Annotated in this window: 20 protein-coding genes; 7 read left to right on the top strand and 13 right to left on the bottom strand. The window is 66.8% G+C overall.

What is annotated here, in order from left to right:
* Positions 1-100 precede the first annotated feature (100 nt).
* A complete protein-coding gene (locus ABFK29_RS04450) occupies positions 101-1150 on the bottom strand; it encodes an MBL fold metallo-hydrolase (RefSeq protein WP_005855055.1) in 1050 nt (349 codons plus the stop codon).
* Entirely contained in the window at positions 1147-2835 is a 1689-nt protein-coding gene (locus ABFK29_RS04445; RefSeq protein WP_040604023.1) for an acyl-CoA dehydrogenase, read from the bottom strand. The genes ABFK29_RS04450 and ABFK29_RS04445 overlap by 4 nt, the downstream gene beginning before the upstream one ends.
* Positions 2836-2953: 118 nt before the next feature.
* On the opposite strand from ABFK29_RS04445, the gene ABFK29_RS04440 reads away from it, so the two are divergent.
* On the top strand, positions 2954-3889 hold the full coding sequence (locus tag ABFK29_RS04440) for an L-threonylcarbamoyladenylate synthase (RefSeq protein WP_040604021.1): 936 nt from the start codon (positions 2954-2956) through the stop codon (positions 3887-3889).
* 278 nt (positions 3890-4167) lie between these two features.
* On the opposite strand, the gene ABFK29_RS04435 is transcribed toward ABFK29_RS04440, so the two are convergent.
* Positions 4168-4749, bottom strand: a complete 582-nt coding sequence (locus tag ABFK29_RS04435; protein WP_040604019.1) for a YqgE/AlgH family protein — start codon at positions 4747-4749, stop codon at positions 4168-4170.
* A 166-nt stretch (positions 4750-4915) separates the two neighbouring features.
* On the opposite strand from ABFK29_RS04435, the gene ABFK29_RS04430 reads away from it, so the two are divergent.
* The gene (locus tag ABFK29_RS04430) at positions 4916-5728 is read left to right on the top strand and encodes a protein-disulfide reductase DsbD domain-containing protein (protein WP_005855047.1); all 813 of its coding nucleotides are present in this window, start codon (positions 4916-4918) and stop codon (positions 5726-5728) included.
* 124 nt (positions 5729-5852) lie between these two features.
* Here ABFK29_RS04430 and ABFK29_RS04425 read toward each other — a convergent pair whose 3' ends face one another.
* From ABFK29_RS04425 to ABFK29_RS04400, 6 genes are all read right to left on the bottom strand, one after another.
* On the bottom strand, positions 5853-9560 hold the full coding sequence (locus tag ABFK29_RS04425; RefSeq protein WP_005855045.1) for an efflux RND transporter permease subunit: 3708 nt from the start codon (positions 9558-9560) through the stop codon (positions 5853-5855).
* Between the two features lie 43 nt (positions 9561-9603).
* On the bottom strand, positions 9604-11061 hold the full coding sequence (locus ABFK29_RS04420) for an efflux RND transporter periplasmic adaptor subunit (RefSeq protein WP_005855043.1): 1458 nt from the start codon (positions 11059-11061) through the stop codon (positions 9604-9606).
* Between the two features lie 109 nt (positions 11062-11170).
* Complete coding sequence (gene moaB / locus ABFK29_RS04415; protein WP_005855040.1) at positions 11171-11713, bottom strand: molybdenum cofactor biosynthesis protein B; 543 nt, start codon at positions 11711-11713, stop codon at positions 11171-11173.
* Positions 11714-11724: 11 nt separating this feature from the next.
* Positions 11725-12303, bottom strand: a complete 579-nt coding sequence (locus ABFK29_RS04410; protein WP_040604017.1) for a hypothetical protein — start codon at positions 12301-12303, stop codon at positions 11725-11727.
* Between the two features lie 2 nt (positions 12304-12305).
* The gene (locus ABFK29_RS04405; protein WP_005855036.1) at positions 12306-12926 is read right to left on the bottom strand and encodes a LysE family translocator; all 621 of its coding nucleotides are present in this window, start codon (positions 12924-12926) and stop codon (positions 12306-12308) included.
* Positions 12923-13699, bottom strand: a complete 777-nt coding sequence (locus ABFK29_RS04400; RefSeq protein WP_005855034.1) for a uracil-DNA glycosylase — start codon at positions 13697-13699, stop codon at positions 12923-12925. The genes ABFK29_RS04405 and ABFK29_RS04400 overlap by 4 nt, the downstream gene beginning before the upstream one ends.
* Positions 13700-13844: 145 nt before the next feature.
* On the opposite strand from ABFK29_RS04400, the gene ABFK29_RS04395 reads away from it, so the two are divergent.
* The 4 genes from ABFK29_RS04395 to plsY all read left to right on the top strand — a co-directional run bounded on the left by ABFK29_RS04395 (position 13845) and on the right by plsY (position 17465).
* Positions 13845-14795, top strand: coding sequence for an aspartate carbamoyltransferase catalytic subunit (locus ABFK29_RS04395; RefSeq protein WP_040604014.1), 951 nt, complete (start codon positions 13845-13847; stop codon positions 14793-14795).
* A 72-nt stretch (positions 14796-14867) separates the two neighbouring features.
* Positions 14868-15407, top strand: a complete 540-nt coding sequence (locus tag ABFK29_RS04390) for a hypothetical protein (RefSeq protein ID WP_005855030.1) — start codon at positions 14868-14870, stop codon at positions 15405-15407.
* Between the two features lie 149 nt (positions 15408-15556).
* Positions 15557-16864 carry a dihydroorotase gene (gene pyrC / locus ABFK29_RS04385; protein ID WP_005855028.1) on the top strand — a complete coding sequence of 436 codons (1308 nt, stop codon included), beginning with the start codon at positions 15557-15559 and terminating at the stop codon, positions 16862-16864.
* Between the two features lie 13 nt (positions 16865-16877).
* On the top strand, positions 16878-17465 hold the full coding sequence (gene plsY / locus ABFK29_RS04380; RefSeq protein ID WP_005855026.1) for a glycerol-3-phosphate 1-O-acyltransferase PlsY: 588 nt from the start codon (positions 16878-16880) through the stop codon (positions 17463-17465).
* Positions 17466-17492: 27 nt separating this feature from the next.
* Here the strand turns inward: plsY and ABFK29_RS04375 are convergent, their stop codons facing one another.
* Positions 17493-18299 (bottom strand): alpha/beta fold hydrolase, encoded by an 807-nt coding sequence (locus ABFK29_RS04375; RefSeq protein ID WP_005855024.1) that lies wholly within the window; start codon positions 18297-18299, stop codon positions 17493-17495.
* Entirely contained in the window at positions 18296-18895 is a 600-nt protein-coding gene (locus ABFK29_RS04370) for a 2-hydroxychromene-2-carboxylate isomerase (protein WP_005855022.1), read from the bottom strand. The genes ABFK29_RS04375 and ABFK29_RS04370 overlap by 4 nt, the downstream gene beginning before the upstream one ends.
* 110 nt (positions 18896-19005) lie before the next feature.
* Here ABFK29_RS04370 and ABFK29_RS04365 point away from each other — a divergent pair, with 110 nt between their 5' ends.
* Positions 19006-20013 (top strand): ribose-phosphate pyrophosphokinase, encoded by a 1008-nt coding sequence (locus ABFK29_RS04365; protein WP_005855020.1) that lies wholly within the window; start codon positions 19006-19008, stop codon positions 20011-20013.
* Positions 20014-20075: 62 nt separating this feature from the next.
* On the opposite strand, the gene ABFK29_RS04360 is transcribed toward ABFK29_RS04365, so the two are convergent.
* Together ABFK29_RS04360 and ABFK29_RS04355 are read right to left on the bottom strand one after the other, a co-directional pair.
* The gene (locus tag ABFK29_RS04360; RefSeq protein WP_005855018.1) at positions 20076-20426 is read right to left on the bottom strand and encodes an H-type lectin domain-containing protein; all 351 of its coding nucleotides are present in this window, start codon (positions 20424-20426) and stop codon (positions 20076-20078) included.
* 72 nt (positions 20427-20498) lie between these two features.
* Entirely contained in the window at positions 20499-21161 is a 663-nt protein-coding gene (locus tag ABFK29_RS04355) for a MarC family protein (RefSeq protein ID WP_005855016.1), read from the bottom strand.
* Positions 21162-21196 lie beyond the last annotated feature (35 nt).

Genomic DNA, 21196 nt, shown 5'->3' with positions numbered 1-21196 from the left:
GGGCCGCATTGTCGCCCGCGCTCCGTCTGTCGTCGGGGGAAGGATAGCTTGGGGGGAACGGGGGGCAAAGCCCCTCACGCTTTCCCGGAGCATCGGCACCTCAGCCCGGCGTCACGCTCCGGAACAGCCAGCGCCCATCCTCCGTCACCTCGCGCGTGGCACGCCCCGCGTGCCAGAGGTGCAGGCAATGCGCCATCGCTTCCACCAGCGCCAGCCCGTACTCGCCCGGGCCGATCCGGCGCATGAAGAGCGGCTGGAAACAGCCCCCGGCGGTCGCGGGTTCCGACAGGAACTCCTCCAGCCGTTCCAGCGCGCCATGGTGGTTCGAGATCAACTGTCCCATCCGGGCGGGCAGGCCCTGAAAAGGCAGCTTGTGGCCGCCGAGGACAAGGTGATCCTCGCGCGCCAGCGCCGTCAGCCGTTCGCAGGCGTCGAGCCAGTCGGCCACCGGGTCCGCCTCCGGCTCTGTCGCGTACACGCCAAGGTTGGGTGAGATCGACGGCAGGATCTGATCCCCGGCGATCACCACCGATCCCTCGGTTTCCCAGAGCGTGACGTGCTCCGGCGCGTGGCCACCGCCGGTATGGACCGCCCAGTCCCGTCCACCCGCGTGCAGCGTGTCGCCCTGCTTCAGCCGCTGAAATCCGAACGGCATCGGCCAGACGGTCTTGCGGAACATGTAGGGCGGTTCTTCCATGCGCGATGCGACGATCTCGTCGCTCATGCCCGCGGCGCGCCAGTAGGCCACCACTTCGGGGGGCGGCGTGTCGTTGGGGTCGAGTTGCAGCATCCGGGCCAGCAACCACGCGGTGCGCGACGTCAAAAGCTCTGCCCCCTGCTCCTGGAACCACCCGGCCAACCCGACGTGATCGGGGTGGTGATGCGTGACGAGAACCCGCCCCACCGGCTTACCCGCCAGCGGGCCGGCCATCAGCCTTTCCCAGATGCCGCGGGTCTTCGAGGAGTTCATGCCGGTGTCGACGATCGTCCACGATGGCCCGTCGTCCAGCGCGTAGACATTGACGTGGTCCAGCTTCATCGGCAGCGGCAGACGCATCCACAGCACGCCCTCGGCCACTTCGATGGCCTCGCCGGGGGCGGGCGGAGTGTCGAACGGGAAACGGATGTGCCCGGGGCTGCCGTCCATCATGCCGCGAAATCCTCTGCCGGGACAAGCGCGCCCGCCCGCGCCTGCGCACAAAGCGACGCGTGCTCGGGCAACATCCGCAGAATATAGAACCGCGCCAGACGTTCCGTGGCGCTGTTCCGCTCCGCACAGGCAACGCGCAGGTGGGCATTCGCGCCCAGCACCCGCGCAAAGGCCTTGAGGTAGGGCACGGCACCGGCAAAGCGGTCCGCCACGTCCATCGCCAGCAGCGCCTCGGTCGCGTCCCGCAGGTTCTCCGACGCCTGCCAGGCGGCCTCTGCCAGTTCGGGGATATCGCCCTTCACATCTTCGATGTAGCTTTGAATGGAGTCGATCAAAGCAAAAACCGCCTCGCCGCCATCCATCAGTTTGCGCCCCACGAGGTCCATCGCCTGAATGCCGTTGGTGCCCTCGTAGATAGACGTCACGCGCACGTCGCGCAGGTATTGCGCGGCGCCGGTTTCCTCGATGTAGCCCATGCCGCCGTGAACCTGAACGCCCTTGGAGGCGACCTCGATCCCGGTGTCGGTCCCGAAGGCCTTGGCAATGGGTGTCAGCACGCCCGCGCGTGCCGCCCAACTCTTGTCGCCGGTGGCCCGCGCCATGTCGAGCGCCACCGCCAGCATCAGTCCAATGGACCGGGCGGCAAAAACGTCGGCCTTCATTTCTGCCAGCATGCGGCGCACGTCTGCGTGGCCAAGGATGTTCCCCGTCTCGGACTTGCCCTGCTTGCGCTCTTCGGCATAGGCCAAGGCGTGCTGGTAGGCACCCTCGGCCACACCGATACCCTGAACGCCCACTCCGAGGCGGGCGTTGTTCATCATCGTGAACATGGCACGCATGCCGTCGTTTTCCGCACCGACAAGCCAGCCGGTCGCGCCTTCGTAGGACATCACGCAGGTCGGTGACCCATGCAGCCCCATCTTGTGTTCCAGCGACACGACCCGCAGGTCGTTGCGCGCGCCCGGCTCTCCGTTCTCGTCCGGCACGAACTTCGGAACGAGGAACAGCGAGATGCCCTTGGTTCCCGGCCCCGCGTCCGGCAGACGGCCCAGCACGAGGTGGCAGACATTCCCGGTGAAGTCGTTGTCACCCCAAGAGATGTATATCTTCTGACCGGTGATCGCGTAGGTGCCGTCGCCGTTCGGCACGGCCTTCGTCGAAAGCGCGCCCACGTCGGACCCGGCCTGCGGCTCTGTCAGGTTCATCGTACCGGCCCATTCGCCCGTCACGAGCTTCGGCAGGTACAGCGCCTTGAGCTCGTCCGATGCGTGATGTTCGAGCGCTTCGATCTGGCCCTGGGTCATCAACGGGTTCAGTTGCAGCGCAAGGCAGGCGCCCGACATCATTTCGTTGACACAGGTGGTCACCGTCAGCGGCAAACCCATTCCGCCCGAGGCTTCCTCGGCAGAGGCCGCGATCCAGCCGCCTTCCGCGATGGCCCGGTATCCTTCGGCAAAGCCCTCCGACGTCCGGACGACGCCGTTCTCCAGCCTGGCCGGATCTAGGTCGCCGTTGCGTTGCAGCGGCGCCATGACCTCTTCGCACATCTTTGCCGCTTCCGAGAGCACCGCTTCGACCGTTTCGAGCGAGGCATCGGCGAAGCGCTCCGTGGCCGGAACCCGTTCATAGCCGACCACATGTTTCAGAATGCGAGAAAAATCGCCTAATGGCGCGCGATACGTCATCTAATTGCCCCTCCGGCTTGGCAAGCCCACCTCTCTCTTGTAGCAAGCGGACCCGTATAACAAGCGTATGACCGCTGAGAGTGGCGGCAACAAAAACGCCACGTCAAGACCGGGCCGCATGACAGAGCGACTTCTCCCTGACCCCACCGGCCTCGCCCGCGCAGCCTCCCTGCTGCGTGACGGACGGCTCGTGGCCTTCCCGACCGAAACAGTCTACGGGCTGGGCGCGGATGCCCGCGACGACCACGCCGTGGCGGCGATCTACGCCGCCAAGGGGCGCCCCAGCTTCAACCCCCTGATCGTGCATTTCGCCGACCTGGACGCGTTGAAGCCGATGGTGACATGGTCCGATGAGGCAGAGGCCATCGCCGAAAGCTTCTGGCCCGGCCCCCTCACCCTCGTCCTGCCCCTGCGGGAGGGCGCCCGGGTGTCGAAGCTGGTGACCGCAGGGCTGGACACCATCGCGGTGCGCATGCCCGCCGCGCCCGTGGCACGCGACCTCTTGCGCGCGGCGGGGGTGCCGGTGGCGGCACCGTCGGCCAACGTCTCCGGCCAGATCAGCCCCACACGGGCCGAACATGTCGCGGCGAGCCTTGGCGACCGGGTGGATGCGATCCTCGACGGCGGGCCCTGCAAGGTTGGACTGGAATCGACGATCCTCGGACTGGCGGGCCGCCCGACCCTGCTGCGGCCCGGCGGAATCACCCGCGAAGCTCTGGGCCATGTGCTGGGACGCCGGATCGCGGAGCGGCACGGATCCGACACGATTTCCGCCCCGGGCCAGACCCGGTCGCACTACGCGCCCCGCGCCGCCGTACGGCTGAACGCCATCGAGTTCGAACCGGGCGAGGCCAGCCTCGGGTTTGGAGAGGTGGAGGCCGACCTCAACCTCTCACCCTCGGGCGACCTGACGGAGGCGGCTGCGAACCTCTTCGAGTACCTGCACCGTCTCGACGCAAAGGCGCCGAAGGTCATCGCCATCTCGCCGATCCCGCACCTCGGGCTGGGCGTGGCGATCAACGACCGGCTCAGCCGGGCCGCTGCCGACCGGTGAGCCGCCCCGGCCGGTGGACCGTCAGCAAACCCTCGGCTGGACGTCGGCCTCCGCCCACCGGCACAACCCGGAACGCTGCGGCGCCGTCTGGCAGGCGTTAGAGCATACGGGGGACGTCCGCAGGGTTCGCATGAGGCAAGACCCATGGAACAGTCCGTCGGGCGCGGTATGGCCATGTTGTCCGGCCCGAGGCCAGGCGTGCGTTCAGTTCTGTGAGGATCGTCCGCCATTCCGTGTCCGCATGGCGCCAGGTCCATGGGCATCGTCGCGACCGTTCTTCAGGCGCGCCCGCCCTCGCTCGACAGCAGCAGCGGAGAGACCCCGATGCTTTCCAGCGCCGCCTCCCACTTCTCGCCGTCGGTCAACTCAAAGATCAAATCGGCCGAAGACGGTCCGACCAGCCAGGCATTCTCGGCGATCTCGCTCTCCAGCTGGCCCGGGCCCCAGCCGGCATAACCCAGCATCATCAGCCAGCGCTCCGGCCCCTTGCCCTGCCCAAGGTCCTCCAGCACGTCCAGCGTCGCGGTCATCTTCAGCTCCGGTGTGACGTCCAGCGTCGTCACCACCGACGTGTAATCGGGCGAATGCAGCACGAAGCCGCGCCCCATCTCCACCGGCCCGCCATAGCGCACCTTCGTCCCGTCGAGCCCTGCGGGGTTCTCGATGGACAGTTGGGACAGCAGCGCCGACATGTCGATGTCCGGCGTCGGCTTGTTGACGATCAGGCCCATCGCGCCCTCGTCGGAATGGTCGCAAATGAAGACCACACTCAGATCGAACCTCGGATCGGCCATGCCCGGCATCGCGATCAGCAGATGGCCCGTCAGGTTCGTCGTCGCAATGTCACGCTTATCCGCCATGCCCACCTTCAAGTTCCGTAGCCGACGTTCTGGCGCGGTCGGCTTTCGACCCACCATGCGACAGCCCCGGCCCATGCGCAAGAACGTGGCCCTGCCGCCACCCCTCTCGGCGCTCTCACTTCAAGGTGACTTCCCTTTTGAGCACGGCCATAGCATCCCTTTCCGCATGAAGAAAATCCTGCTTGCCCTATTGGCCCCGGTTCTGGCCGCTTCGCTGATCCTGCCTGAACCCGCCCGGGCAGACCGGTACGAGAGCATGCTCGACGCCGCGATCCTCCCCGGCTGGCGCCTGCCGAATGGCGACCACGTCGCGGCCCTGCAACTGCGCCTCGCGCCCGGGTGGAAGACCTACTGGCGCAGTCCCGGCGACGCGGGCATTCCGCCCAGCTTCGACTGGCAGGGCGCGCAGAACACCCGCGCGGTGTCCGTCTCCTGGCCCAGTCCGCAGGTTTTCTGGCAGTCGGGGATGCGCTCCGTAGGCTACCACGACGAGGTTGTCCTGCCCCTGCGTGTCTCTCTGCGGAACGCTGGCAAGGACGCGCAGTTGAATGGCACCATCGAGATCGGCATCTGCAAGGACGTGTGCCTGCCCCAGCGGCTGAAGGTGTCGGCCACCCTGCCCGCCGATTCCCGCAAACCCGACCCACGCATCGCCGCAGCCATGGCCGACGTGCCGTTCGGGCGCGGCGATGCCGGCGTGACGTCGGTTAGTTGCACAGTATCCGCCGCGCCCAACGGAATCGGCCTGAATGTGGCGGTCACCTTGCCCGGCGCCACCGGCCAAGAAGAGACCGTGATCGAATTTGCCGATCCGGAACTTTGGGTGGCAGAGCCGAAGACCTCGCTGCGCGGCGGGCAACTGGTGGCCGAAACGCGCGTGTCCCACATGTCCCGCGCCGCCTTTGCGCTGGACCGCTCCCAGATGGTACTGACGGTACTAGGCGGGCGGATGCCGGTCGAAATCCGCGGCTGCGACTGACGCCTTCTCTGGCGGTTCCGCCGGGGAGGTCTCTGGCCTCTCCCGCATCGACGGCGCAGCAGGTCCGGCCGTTGGGCATCGGACCACCGCTCTCCGTTTGTGTGTGACCGACTGTAGGGCGGGGCTATGCGCCGCCTGCCCGCATCGACCCGCGCCGCAGCAGGACCACCAGCGCCGCGGCCAGCCACAGGGCCAGCACCAGCACCGCCGCACCGATCAGGAAGACCGCCAGCGCCGTACCCGCCGACGCGGGATTTCCGAAAGGCGTCAGCGCGGCGGGCATTCCGCCGCCGAAGGCCACCATGCCCAGCGTCAGCCCCAGCCAGGCCACCACCGCCAGCGTCCCGCCGACCAGCAAGCCGCGCACCGGCGCACTGCGGAACCGCCAGCCGCGCTTCAGCGCCGACCATGCCACCGCCACGTCGTGCTGCACCGCCACCAACGAGGGCACGACCAGCAGCACAAGCACCATCCCGAAGCCAAGCCCGTAGACCAGCGTGATGACCGTAGGTTTCAGGAACTGCGCATCTGCCGAACGTTCATAAAGCAGCGGCGCAAGGCCCAGCACCGTCGTGGCCGAGGTCAGGAAGACCGCCCGCAGACGGTCCGCCGCGCCGTCGATGATCGCCGGGATCAGGCCCCGGTCGCGGGCGTATTCGTCGATCTGCGTCACCAGCACGATGGAATCGTTGATGATGATCCCGGTCATGCCCAGCAAACCCACCACCGTGAACATGCTCAGCGGGACATCCCACAGCCAGTGGCCATAGACCGCCCCCACAAGACCGAAGGGAATGATCGCCATCACCACCACCGGCCGCGTCCAGCTTGCAAAGACCCAGGACAGCACGAGGTAGATGCCCAGCAGCACCATGGCCAGCCCCAGCTCGGCGTCGGCAAGGAACCTGTCCTCCTGCTCCGACAGGCCGGAGATGTCGTAGTCGACCTGCCGCGTGTTCGCGATGCGCGGTAGAATGACCTCTTCCAGCGTGGTCAGTATCTCCGTTGCGCGGGCCGGATCGTCTTCCGAGATGTCGCCGTTCACGGAAATCTGCCGGACGCCGTTCTCGCGCCGTACGGTGGAAAAGCCCGTCCGCCGCTCCACCCGCACGATGTCGGCCAGCGGCACGTAGGCGCCGTCCGGCGTGCGCAGCATCATCCGTTCGAGGAAATCCGCCGTCAGTTCGCCCTCAGGCAGCTCCACCCGGATCTCGGCAGAGCGCGGACCGACCGGGTAGCTCGCCGCCTCGATACCGCCAAGCCGGTTGCGCAGCACCCGGCCCAGCCCGTCGATGTCGAAGCCAAGCGCCTGCCCCTGCGGCGTCAGGTCGAGGATGAGCTCTTCCTTGTCGTAGGCAAGATTGTCCTCCACCGCCGACACCTCCGGAAAGGCGGCGAGCGCGGCCTTCAGATCCTCGGCGGCGGCTTTCAGCGTCTCGGAATCGGAGCCGATGAACTTCACGTCCAGCGCATCGCCGCCAGGGCCGGACCGCCAGCCCCGGAACGAGATCTCCTCGACCAACGGGTGCTTCTCCACGCGTTCCTGAAGCTCGCCGACGAATGCAAAGGAGGAATAGGGCCGCGCGTCGGCCTCGATCAGTTCGATGGAGATTGCGCCAAGCTGGTCGGCGTCCTTGGTGTCCGCGCTCGACAACCCGCGCCCGGACCCGCCGCCGATCTCTGCCATGACGTAGTCCAGCGGGTTGCGGCCATAGCGTTCCTCGTATTCGCGGCCAAGCTCTTCGGTGGTCTTCTGCAACAGACGCATCTGCGCAAGCGTGTCCTCGCGCGTGGCGCCCGGTGCCATGGCGAAGTTGCCGCTGATCGATCCGCGCTCCGGCGAGTTGAAGAATCGCCATTGCACGTCGCCGCTGATGAACAACACCGCCTGCGTGGCAAGGACCAGCGTCGCAGTCGCCAGCACGACGTAGCGCGCCCGGATGACCACTGCCATCAAGGGGCGGAAGCCGCGTTCCCGGACTTGCCGGAAGCCCCGGTTGACCACCCGGCTGGCGCTGTCGATGCCCATGTCCGACAGATCGTTCAGCGCCGCACGGCGCCTTGCACCGTCCATCCGGATCAGCCGGAGCCCCAGCGCGGCAGCGACCAGCGTAACCAGCAGCACACCGATCCACAGCGGCTGGCCAAGGATCGTGCCGCGCAGGGCGACGGCGCTGTCGTGCAGCGTGACGATCCATCCCGGAGTTTCGCCCCACGTGCTCCAGATGCCGTCGGCGACGCCCGGCAGCGACAGGATCGCAAGCAGGGTCAACCCGACCGCCAGGGTGCCCACGATCACCTCGCCGACGAAACCCGTCGCCGCGCGCCACGCCCGGAACCCGGTCGACGCGCGCGGTTTCAGGGCGTGGGCCATGTGGTTCGGCAGGATCAGGAAGCACTCCACCAACGAGGCAAGGAGCACGGTGATGACGGTAAAGGGGATGTCGGCGATCATTTCTCCGAACGTGCCCCCGATGGCCGTCAGCCCGAAAAAGGCGATGACCGTGGTCAGCGTCGCAGAGAACACCGGCAATGCCATGCGCGCCGCCGAGCGTTCCGCCGCCTCGTAGGGGCCGAATCCCTGCCGCGACAGGTGATCGGCGTGCTCACCCACCACGATGGCGTCGTCGACCACGATCCCCAGCGTGATGATCAACGCGAAGAGCGAGATCATGTTGATCGTCAGCCCGCCCACGTACATCAGCGCGATTGCGGCCAGCATTGACGTGGGAATCCCCGCCGCCACCCAAAAGGCGGTGCGCGTATTCAGGAAAAGGAACAGCAGCGCGACCACCAGCAGAAGCCCCATGGAGGCGTTGTCCGTCAGGATGTTGAGCCGCCCGGTGATCGCCTCCGACCGCGTACGGATCAGTTCGATCGTCACGCCTGCAGGCAGCGTGGCCTGATAGGCTGCGGCGACCTCCTCGACCTGCTCCTGGATGCTGATGGCGTCGCCCCGGTCCGACCGGTCGACCCGCACCGAGATCGCCGGGTTCTCGCCGACGAAATAGCTGCGCTGGCGGTCCACGCCTTCCTCGCGCAATTGCGCCACATCGCCGATGGTCAGCTTCGAACCGTCCGGGTTGGAGCGCAGGGTAATGGCCGCGATATCGTCGGCCGAGCGTTTCTCGATCCCCGTCCGGACCCGCGCGCCCGCCCCAGCCACGTCGCCAGCCGGATCGGCGTCCACCTCTGCCGCGATGGCCGCCGCGATGTCCTGCATGGTGACGTCGTGGGCAATGAGGCTTGTGGATGGCACCTCGACCAGGATCTGCGGCGCGGCGACACCTTGGATCGTCGTGCGCGTGACCCCTTTGGCAAAGAGGCGCACGGTGAATTCGTCGGCGAAACGGGCAAGCTGGTCGACGCCCACCGGTCCCGTGATGACCACATCGGTCACGCGGTCGCGCCAGCCGCCTCTGCTCACCTTCGGTTCGTCAGCGTCCTCCGGCAGGCCGGTGATCCCGTCCACCGCCTGCTGCACGTCGTCCGCGGCGCGGGCGATGTCCCAGCCGGGTTCGAACTCCAGTTCGATGCTGGCGCGGCCTTCGCGGGAATTGGCGCGCGAGGATTCCACGCCCTCGACCGCCAGCAGCGCAGGCTCCAGAAGCTGCACTATGGCGGCGTCGATATCCTCCGCCCCGGCGCCGTCCCACGACACCGACACGTCGATCTCGTCCACGATCACGTCGGGAAAAAACTGCGCCCGCATGTTCGGCACCGCCAGCAGCCCCGACGCCAGCAGGATCACCAGCAGCAGGTTCGCCAGCGTGGGATGCCGGGTGAAATAGCCGAAGATGCCCCCAGCCGACTTTGGCAGTTCACGTACCATGCGCCCCCTCCGGAACGGGTGATTGCAACGTCATCGCGGCGCGTCAGCCGCCCATGCGCTCTTCGATCCTCTGCACCATGTCCGCGGGAACCTGGTCCTGCTGAAGCTGCGCGAGGATACGGGTCTTGGCCTCTGCGGGCATGCGTTTGTTGCCCTCGACGAAGGCCATCAGCCGGGCGCGCCGTTCGGCCGTCAGTTCCAGCATCTCCGGCACCCGTGCCTCTTCGGTGACGCCCGGCCTGAGCGGCTGCACCTTGATCCCGGCCCCCAGAAGCGGTGTGCGCTGCGCCACGACTTCGCGCCCTTCCAGACCCTCGGCTCGTATCAGGATGTCGTCGCCCTGGCGGCGCATCAGGGTCACCGGGACGACCTCCAGCCGCCCCTCCGTGTCGAGCGCCAGAACCGCACCGTCCGCGCCGTAGGCCGTTGCGGGCAAGCGGGCGACGGAGGGCAACTCCGGCTCCTCGACCTCGACGGTCACGAAGTCGCCCGGCTTGAAACCGCGCGCCCCGTCGAGCGTCGCAAACAGCAGCCGCCCTGTCTGGCCTTCGCCCACCGAGGCACTGGCCCGCGACAGGCGGCCGGTGGTCGCGATCTCCGTGCCGAAGACGTCCAGGCGCACCGCGACGGGGGATGTCTTCAAGCGGCCCGTCTGGTCCAGAAGCCGGACGTATTGCGGTGTCGAGACGCGGAAAGCCACTTCCAGCGCCTCCGGATCGACCAGTTGCGCCAGTTGTTCGTTGGCCGACACCAACCGCCCGGCGACAACCGTCACTTCGGTCAGCGTGCCCGCGAACTGCGCCCTGATCTCCGTGTCGCGAAGCCCTCGCTCGGCCTCTGCCTCGGCGATTTCCGCGCGCCGCTGCGCTGTCTTGCCTTGGTCGATGCGCGCCTCGGCGGTGGCCACCGCCTGCCGCTGGTTCAGCACCGACTGGCGGGCCGACGACAGGGCGAGTTCCGCCGTCTCCACAGCCGCTTCGGTCCCGACACGGCGCTCCAGCAGATCGCGCGCCCGTTGCAGGGCCTGTTCGCGCAGGCGCACCTGTTCCTCGGCCGCGACCAGTTCGTCGCGGGCGATGCCGATGGCGCGCTCCGCCTCGCGCAGTTCCGCCTGCGCATCCAAAAGATCGCTCCCGGCACGTTCCACAGCAGCCTCGGCGTTGGCCGGGTCGATCCGTGCCAGAAGCTGCCCGGCATCCACCTGACCGCCTTCGACAAATTCCGGATCGAGGTCGACCAGCGTACCGGACGCCGCCGCGCGCAGTTCCAGCGTGCGCACGCTCTGCACTTCGCCAAAGGCCGACAGGACGGGGCGTTCCGTGCCGAACGACACATCGACCACGTTCACGGCAAAGACCCGCTCCTGTGCAGGACGGCGGTTCGGCTCCTCGTTCATTCTGGCAACGACCGCGTCGCGCACCATCAGAGCCGCCCAGGCCAGAAGCCCGAGCGTCAGCGCAAACAGGAAGAGCCCTGTCAGGCTCTTGCGTAGAAATCGCATCCGGACCGTCTCCCGTTGAGGTGCAGCATCACGTCACGTCGCACGTATTGAAAGCCCTCCCGAAACCAAGCGCCGCCAAAGGACTTACGTGATAATACGCATGGACGGATCACTTCCGTCGCCTGTGTTCGTCCAGACGCGGAAAAATTTCGACGAAGTTGCAGGGGCGGTGCCGGTAGTCGAGCTGCCACTTCAATATCTCGTCCCAGGCGTCCTTGCAGGCGCCGGTACTGCCGGGCAAAGCGAACAGGTAGGTGCCGCCCGCGACCCCGCCGGTGGCCCGGCTCTGCACCGCGCTCGTCCCGATTTTCTGCATGGAAACAATGGTAAAGACGGTCCCGAAGGCGTCGATTTCCTTTTCGTAGACGTCGCGGTGCGCCTCGACCGTGACGTCGCGCCCGGTCAGCCCAGTGCCCCCGGTGGAGATCACGACATCCACGTCCGGATCGGCGATCCATACGCGCAACCGGTCCGAAATCGCGGCACGCTCGTCCTTCACGATGTCGCGATCCGCAAGGATGTGCCCCGCTTCGGTCAGCCGCGCGACCAACGTGTCGCCCGAGCGGTCCTCGGCCAGGGAACGGGTATCGCTGACCGTCAGCACCGCGATGCGCACCGGGATGAACTCTTTGGACTCGTCGATACGGGACATGGGCGGACCTTCTACAGACAGGGAAGCATGACCGGCAATCTCGGCACGGAGAGCGCCATGTCAAGCACCGGGTCCATCGCTTCGGAGGCCAGCGCCGCGGCAAATCCCTGCATGCCCTCGCCGGGGTCCGGACATCCAAGCCGCGCCACTTCCCGCCCGTAGGCCTCGCGCGCCGCGTCCAGCATGGCGGGCGCCTCACCGGGTTCACGCCGGGGTTCGCCGTTCTCCGCCACGAAGGTCGCGATCCGGTTCAACCGCCGCTCGAAGGTCTGCGCGGCCTCCGGCGGCGGGGCCCAGGGGCAGAACCGTCCGGCGGCGTCCAGTTCGAAGTAGATGCGGTAGAGACAACCGACCGCGCCCAGACCACTGCGGTCGATGCCCTCGTAGGTGACGACCCCGTCCTCCGCTGTCAGGCGCCGAAGCTCGATTCCGTTCTCCATCTGCAGGGTCTCGACAACCGCGCCGTCTTCCGTCCCGGCCTCCACGACGCGCGCGGCCTCCCGTTCGAAGATCGCCGCATGGTCGATGCCCTGCGCCTGCGCGGCGCCAGAAAGCCCCAAAGCCAGCAAGAGACCCCAACGCCAGATCACGGTCAGAGCGCCAGTCGCACCGCAAGCCCGCCGAACAGCGTCGCACAGGCATAGCGCAGCCCACGCTCCGTGCCAGTACCGCCCTGAAGATGGCGGCGCAGACGTCCGGCGAACTGACCGACCAGACCGTTCACCACGACACCGCCCGCACTCATCATCGTGCCGAAGATCAGGAACTGCGCCAAGACGGGCCGCGAGGGATCCACGAACTGCGGCACGAAGGCCAACACGAACAGGATGAACTTCGGATTGGTCATGTTCACGACAAAGCCCTGCCGGGCGGCGTGGAACGGCCGCAGCGGCGGTGAGTCCACACCGGCCAGCGGCGTTCGCCAAGTCTTCCATGCGATGTAGACGAGGTAGGCCGCCCCCGCCCAGCGGATCGCGTCGAAGGCCCCCGGCACCGCGGCGACCAACGCACCCAGCCCCAGTCCGGCCAGCAGCACGTGGACCATGCCGCCCGAGGCCACCCCGGCAGAGGCCGCCCAGCCGCACCGCGGCCCGCCGCGCAGACCCTGCGCCATGCAGAACAGCATGTCCGGTCCCGGCGTGACGTTCAGCGCCAGACCCACAGGCAGGAAGGCCAGCAACATCACCGGATCGACGATCGACCAGGCCATCATCCAAGCGTCCTCAACTTCACTTTCAACTCCAGCATGTCGTTCCACGCTTCCCGTTTGAACCCCGGATTGCGCAGCAGGTAGGCGGGGTGCACCATCGGCAGCGCCGGACGTCCCTCCGCCTCCTGCCAGGTGCCGCGCAGACGGGTGATGCCCCGCCGTCCCAGCAGCGCCTGGGCCGAGATATTGCCCACGATCACCAGCAAGTCCGGATCGACCAGAGCGATGTGCTTCTTCAGGAAAGGCAGCATCATGGCGATCTCGTCCGGCTTCGGATCGCGATTCTGCGGCGGGCGCCAGGGCAGCACGTTGGTGATATAGACCGACTCATCGCGCGACAGCCCGACCGCCGCCAGCATCCGGTCCAGCAACTGCCCGGCCCGCCCGACAAAAGGCTTGCCCTGCAGGTCCTCGTCGCGGCCCGGCGCCTCGCCCACGAGCATCACCCGCGCCGCCGCCGCCCCGTCCGAGAACACCAGAGACCGCGCACCGCGCTTCAGTTCGCAATGATCGTATGCCGCCAGCGCCGCCGCCAGCGCGGGCAGATCGGGCGCCGCCGCCGCCGCCGCCTGCGCTTCGGCCACGGGGTCCACCTCGGGTTCCGCCACAGGCGCGGCCCCGGCTGCCCCACGCCGGGGCGCAAGGCGCTCCGCCTTCACCGCATCCTCAAGGGCAAAGCGATCCACTGGCGCTTCGCAAAGCGTCTCGGAGACACCCATCTCCAGTTGCCAGTCGAGCGCGGCACGCGCGGCGTGCCAATCCAGTGCCGATTCCATGCCGCCACATTACGCCCAAGCCGGGCAAAGGAAAATCCGCCCGGTTTCTCTGCTTCTCAAATACTCAAATCCGTCACGCGCCACCTGCCCCTTGCTCCCGGGGGATGCGCTCCGTAAGACAGGTGCGACTTCGACAGGGATGACCATGCGCTTCGACCACCGCCATCTTCTGGGGATCGAACCCCTGCGTCCGGACGAGATCACGACCCTGCTCGACCTGGCCGACCAGTACGCCGCGCTCAACCGGCGCCGCGACAAGCACGCGCAGGCGCTGGCGGGCCTCACCCAGATCAACATGTTCTTCGAGAACTCGACCCGCACGCAGGCCAGCTTCGAACTGGCGGGCAAGCGACTGGGTGCGGATGTCATGAACATGTCGATGCAGGCGTCCTCCATCAAGAAGGGCGAGACGCTGATCGACACCGCGCTGACGCTGAACGCCATGCACCCCGACCTCTTGGTGGTGCGCCATCCGCATTCGGGGGCGGTGGATCTGCTGGCGCAGAAGGTGCACTGCGCGGTGCTGAACGCTGGCGACGGGCGGCACGAGCATCCCACTCAGGCGCTGCTCGATGCCCTGACGATCCGCCGCGCCAAGGGCCGCCTTCACCGCCTGACCATCGCGATCTGCGGCGATGTCGCCCACAGCCGCGTGGCGCGCTCCAACCTGCTGCTGCTCCACAAGATGGAAAATCGCATCCGTCTGGTCGGCCCCGCCACGCTGATGCCCGCCGGAATCGACGAATTCGGCGCAGAGGTCTATCAGGACATGCGCGAAGGTCTGAAAGACGCCGACGTGGTGATGATGCTCCGCCTGCAGAAGGAACGCATGGACGGCGGTTTCATCCCGTCCGAGCGCGAGTATTACCACCGCTACGGCCTCGACGCCGAAAAGCTGTCCTTCGCCAAGGACGACGCCATCGTCATGCATCCCGGGCCGATGAACCGGGGCGTCGAGATCGACGGCACCATCGCTGACGACATCAACCGTTCGGTCATTCAGGACCAGGTGGAGATGGGCGTCGCGGTGCGCATGGCGGCCATGGACCTTCTGTCGCGCAACCTCCGCGCCCGTCCGACCGAAGTGGTGACCTGATTTTTTTCGGCAACGGAACACCGCCCGTACAGCGTTAACATTTATTCCTTCAGTTTTTTCGCGAGGCTCAACGTGACCCAGATCGACATCAACGGATCGGATAATGCGACCGTCCACCTGTTCCATCTCGATCTTCCGCCTCAGGCCGTCGAACGCTTCACTGCCATGGCCGGGACGGGGGAGTGGCCTTTGAAATACGCTCTCGGGGCCACCAAGCTGCGGCCCGGTTTCGTCGAGACAGTGGACGTGCGCGACCTCGGTGCCATGCCATTGTCGCAATACATGTCTGAGGCCTATGACCTCCCGGCCAAGGCGCTCGGGGCCGATGCGGCGCGGGTCGATGCGCTGACGGGACACGTGGTGATCCTGCCGCCGCAGGCCTTCGAATCGACCTCTCAGACGTTGAACGTCAACACGCCGCTTCGCCACGTCGGAAGCTGGTCCTCCGCGCCGGTGAAGGCGCGTTCGGCCAGCCTGCGCAGCACCTCAGCCGAGGGGGTCCTTTCCGGCGGCACGGAGGCGTCTTCGACGGGCGGCCTGTCTCGCGCCATCCTGATCACCGCGCTCGCGCTGGTGGCGCTTGTGGTCCTGGTGCTCGTGCTCGTCCTTTAGGGCGCCGCACGTCCCCTGACAGTCGTTCGTACAGCTCAGACGTCCCTCGCGCACGCAGGCGGACCCGGCAGCGCCGGACCCGCCACAGGCGGGTTCCCCCGCCACGGGATTTGCCGTAGAGGGAAGGAAACCCACCAAGTGATGCCCGCATGTCCCAGACCATTTTCACCAACGCCCGCCTGATCGACCCCGACGCAGGCACCGATACCCTGGGCGCCTTGCTCGTCGAGAATGGGCGCATTAAGGAAATCGAAACACAAGTTACTGAAAATGAAGGGAAATTGTTCACAGCTGTGAACTCCGACACGGTGGTCCAGGTGGACTGCAAAGGCAAATGCCTGGCGCCGGGGATCGTGGACATCGGCGTGAAGGTCGGTGAACCGGGCGAGCGTCACAAGGAATCCTACGGCACCGCAGGACAGGCGGCGGCGGCGGGCGGTGTGACCACCATCGTGACACGGCCCGACACCCATCCGCCGATCGACACGCCGGAACAGCTCGATTTCATCCGCCGCCGGGCGGCCGAGGAATGCCGCGTGAACGTCCTCCCCATGGCCGCGCTGACCAAGGGGCGCGCAGGCCGCGAAATGACCGAGATCGGGTTTCTGATGGACGCGGGTGCCGTGGCCTTCACCGACTGCGATCATGTCGTGATCGACACCAAGGTGCTGTCCCGGGCGATGACCTATGCCCGGTCGCTGGGCGCGCTCATCATCGGCCATCCGCAGGACCCGGGCCTGTCGCAGGGCGCGGCGGCGACGTCGGGCAAGTTCGCATCCCTGCGCGGGTTGCCCTCCGTCAGCCCGATGGCCGAGCGCATGGGCCTCGACCGCGACATCGGCATGGTGGAGATGACGGGCGCCCGCTACCACGCCGACCAGATCACCGCCGCCCGCGCGCTGCCGACGCTAGAACGGGCGAAGGCCAACGGCTTCGACGTGACGGCGGGCACCTCCATGCACCACCTCACGCTGAACGAGATGGACGTGGCCGACTACCGCACCTTCTTCAAGGTCAAGCCGCCGCTCCGGTCCGAGGACGACCGCAAAGCCATCGTCGAGGCGGTCCGCTCCGGGCTGATCGACATCATCGGGTCGTTCCATACCCCGCAGGACGAGGAATCCAAACGCCTGCCCTTCGAGGAAGCGGCCTCCGGCGCTGTCGGGCTGGAGACGATGCTGACCGTACTGCTCCGGCTGTACCACGCCGAGGAGATGACCCTGCCGACACTCTTCCGCGCGCTTTCGCTCAACCCGGCGAAACGGCTGGGGCTGGACTGCGGACGGCTGTCCGCAGGGGCGCCGGCCGACCTCGTGCTGTTCGATGCGGACAAGCCCGTGATCCTCGACCGGTTCAAGCTGCGCTCGAAGTCCAAGAACACGCCGTTCGACGGTGCCCGTCTTCAAGGCAAGGTGCTGGGCACATGGGTTGCGGGCGACCGCGTCTACGAAGCCTGAAAGGGACCCGCACATGACCCTTCTGATCTGGACCGTCCTTGGCTACCTGCTGGGGTCCGTTCCCTTCGGCATCGTCATCACCCGCGCGATGGGGCTGGGCGACCTGCGCCAGATCGGGTCCGGCAACATCGGCGCCACCAACGTTCTGCGCACGGGCAGCAAACCCGCCGCACTGGCGACGCTGATCCTCGACAGCGGCAAGGGCGCCATCGCGGTGCTGCTGGCGCGCTGGCTGTCCGGGGACGACAGCGCGGCGCAGCTGGCCGGGCTGGCGGCAATGATGGGCCATTGCTTCCCGGTCTGGCTGGGCTTCCGGGGCGGCAAGGGCATGGCCACTTTCCTCGGAACGATGCTGGCGCTGGCGTGGCCCGTGGGCCTGCTGTGCTGCGCGACCTGGGCCGTGGCCTTTGCGATCAGCCGGATTTCCTCGGTCGGGGCACTGGCTGCCGTCGCCTCTGCCGCGCCGTGGACCCTTGTCCTTGGCCGCACCGACCTGACGATCACCAGTCTGATTCTGACCTTCGTGGTTCTTTACCGACACAAGGAAAACATCGCGCGACTGCGCGCCGGGACAGAGCCACGGGTCGGCAAGAAATCCTGAAATACGTCCGGGGCACCTAGCCCCGGTTCAGTTCGTGGATGCGGCGTCCCGGGCCTGCTCAAACGTCCCGCGGATTTCGCGCGCGACGTCTTCGGCGTGGGTCATGACCAGCATGTGCCCTGCCCCCTCGACAACCGCCTCCCGGCAATGCGGCAGACGCTGCAGCAGGCCACGGTGAACCTCTGCGATGATCGCGACCGTCGCGCTGCCCCGAAGGAGGGTGACCGGCATCGTCAGACGTTCCTGCATACCCGGCGCTATGAGGCCGTGCACGTCTCGCCACAGGCTCGGCTCCGTGCCGAAGATGAAGGGCATACGCTCTGCCATGGCCTGCCGGGCCTCGGGCCGAAAGCTGTCCCATGGCACGCCGCCGCCCCAAAGCGCGTTGAAGGCCTCTGCCGCGCCCATCGTGTCGCCGGTCTCATAGAGGTCGAGAATCACCTGCTCCCGGGCGCCGTGCGCGTCGACAACAGGGCCACGGGGCGCGGCGGCGAATAGGACCGGTTCGATCAGGGTAAGGGAACGGACACGCTCCGGCATATCGAGCGCGAGGCGCAGGGCGACAGTCGCTCCGAAACTGTGACCGACCAGGTGCATCGGTTCGTCAAGCAACGGGCGCACCGCGTCGCAGGCGGCGTCGTGCATGTCCACGCCATCGGGGAAAGGCGCGCTGCGCCCGTGGCCCGGCAGGTCCGGTGCGATGACCTGCACTCCGTCCAGATGCGCGGCCACGCCCTGCCACATGCCCGAAGCGCCCAGTCCGCAATGCAAGGCAAGCGCCCGCTCGGCGCCGCCGCCGAAGGTGCGAACGAAAAGCGGCACCGTGTCCTTCACGCAATGTCTCCGAGGTGTGTGTCGAGGTCATCCAACCGGTCGCGCCCCCAGAACAGCGCACCGTCGTCGACCACCCAGAAGGGTGCCCCGAAGACACCGCGTTCCACCGCCTCTTCGAGGTTGGCCGAGTAGGTCTCCGCCCCGTCCAGCATCCCGGTGAAGGTCAGCCCCCGGTCGAAACCCGCCGCCTCAAGGCGGTCGCCGATCACCGCGTCTTCGGCGATGTCCTTCTGTTCAGCCCAGCAGTCGGCCAGGAGCCCGTGCACCAGCCCCGCCATATCGCCGCCGCCCGCCTTCTGCGCCGCGATCACGGCGTAAGACGCCGGCGCCGCATTGGCCGGAAAGAACATCGGCTTCTCGTGGTAGGGCAGACCCGATGCCTTCGACGCGCGGGCCAGCTCCTGCAGGCGGTAGGCCTGCCGAGACGGGTGGCGCTGCGGCAAGGGCGTGCCACCGGTGCGCGCGAAAAGCTGCATGATGTCGAGCGGCTTGTAGACCAGCTCTGCCCCGTGTCTGGCCGCGATCTCTGCCGGGCGGGTGCCGCAGAAGTACGTGAAGGGTGAAATCATGGACAGATAGTAGTCGATCCGGGCCATATGCCGCGCCTCCCTTTCCGGTGCTGGAACCGACCCTAGGGCCGTGTTAACGGGACCGCAACGTCACGAATCCGTCATCCTCCGTGCACGGACCTACCCCGGAGCTGCCCATGCCCACCGTCGTTGAACCCAAGCTTATCGCCGGCAACGCAAACCGCCCCCTCGCCGAAGCCATCGCCCGCCGCATGTCGCTGTATCGCGGCATGTCCGTCGGCCTTGTCCAGGCGCGGGTGGAACGCTTCAACGACCAGGAGATCTTTGTCGAAGTCTACGAGAACGTGCGCGGCGAAGACATGTTCATCATCCAGCCGACCTCCAACCCGGCGAACGACAACCTGATGGAACTGCTCATCATGGCGGATGCGCTGCGCCGCTCTTCGGCCTCGCGCATCACGGCGGTGATCCCCTACTTCGGGTACGCCCGGCAGGACCGGCGGACCAAGGCGCGCACGCCAATCACCGCCAAGCTGGTGGCCAACATGATGGTCGAGGCCGGGATCGAACGCATCCTGACGATGGATCTGCACGCGGCCCAGATCCAGGGCTTCTTCGATATCCCTGTGGACAACCTCTATGCCTCGCCGATCTTCGCCATCGACATCAAGAACCAGTTCGCCGACCTGTCGGACGTGATGGTGATCTCGCCGGATGTGGGCGGCGTGGCAAGGGCGCGGGAGCTGGCCAAACGGATCAACGCGCCGCTGTCGATCGTCGACAAGCGCCGTGAGAAGCCGGGCGAAATCGCCGAAATGACCGTTATCGGCGACGTCACCGGCAAGCGCTGCATCATCGTCGACGACATGTGCGACACCGCTGGTACGCTTTGCAAGGCGGCCGAGGTCATCATGGACCACGGCGCGACGGAGGTGCACGCCTACATCAGCCACGGCGTCATGTCCGGCCCCGCGGTGGAGCGGGTGTCGAAATCCGTTCTGAAGACGCTCGTGCTGACCGACACCATCCAGCCGACCGGGCCGGTCAGCTCTGCACCGAACATCCGCGTGCTGCCGACCGCGCCGCTGTTCGCGCAATCCATCCTCAACATCTGGAACGGCACGTCCGTCTCGTCCCTGTTCGAGACCGACACCCTTGGCCCGATCTACGAAGGCATCCTGTAACCCGTGGCACGAAGGGCTGGCCGGTTACACAAAGCCGGCCCGCCCTGCCCTGCCAAGTCAGATCAGTAGAGGTCCCAGTCGTCCGGGCTGGAGGCTTCGCCGAAGGCGATCCAGCTCATGCGCACGCGGGCGACGCGTGTGTCGGCCCATGTGCGAAAGACCATCTCGAACCCCGCAGGTGTGACTTTCTCGGCGGCGACATCCGCCCGGACATTGGACTGGGAATCCATGTCCCACAGCGCCAAGGACACCTGAACCAGCGGAACCGACTTGAACGGTTCCGAGAAGGTCACAGCCTTGCGCCGCTCGCGCGCGCCATGACCCGTCCACATGTCGCCGCCATCTTCGAAATCGGTGAAAACATCTTCGGTGCCCTGATCGACGCCAAGCGCGGCGCCGGGAAACTTCCGCATATCCCGCCTCGTCTGTTATTACCGCAGGTTGTCTGCTTTCCGGGCGGTCTTACAGGTTTTCGGCGCGTGGTGTCACTCGGAAATCGACAAACCGCCGGGGGGGCTTTCGATCTGCATGACGCCGACCGCATCCAGACCGCCCAGCACGGCGTCGACGGCCACGGTGGCGAGAATGATCCCCATGACACGGCTGACGACGCTTGCCCCGGTCGAGCCGAGCACCCGTTTCAACTGCGCGCCCAGAAGCAGCAACAGCAGCGTCAGGATCAGGACGATCGTCAAAAGACCGGCCGTCATCAACTGGTCCGGCACGGAATGCGCATGGTTGTCGGTCAGCACCACGATCGCCAGCATCGCCCCGGGCGACGCAATCGAGGGCATCGCCAGCGGAAAGACCGCCCCCGAGAAGTGTTCGCGCGCCGCCTCCTCTATCTCGTGCTCCGCTTTCGATTCGCCGAAGATCATCGTCAGGGCGAACAGGAAGAGGATGATCCCGCCCGCGATCTGGAACGATCCGAAGCGCAGGCCCAGCCCCTCCAGCAGCCATTGCCCGGCGACGAGAAATGCGATCAGCACCACCCACGCGACCAGCACGGCGCGCACGGCAAACTTCCAGTGAAGCTCCTGCGGCACACGTGCCGTGGCGAAGTAGAACACCGGCAGAGTGCCGATCGGATCGACGACCACGAAGAGGGTGATGAACTCGCGCAGAAGTGCGCTCCAGTCGAGGACCATGACGACAGGCTTTCGGCATAAGATCAGGGTATGCG

Origin of the sequence: Sagittula stellata E-37 (genome assembly GCF_039724765.1) — a bacterium.
GTDB classification, from domain to species: domain Bacteria; phylum Pseudomonadota; class Alphaproteobacteria; order Rhodobacterales; family Rhodobacteraceae; genus Sagittula; species Sagittula stellata.
Note: the sequence above shows the minus strand (reverse complement) of the source record. Positions and strands in the feature narration are given on the sequence as shown.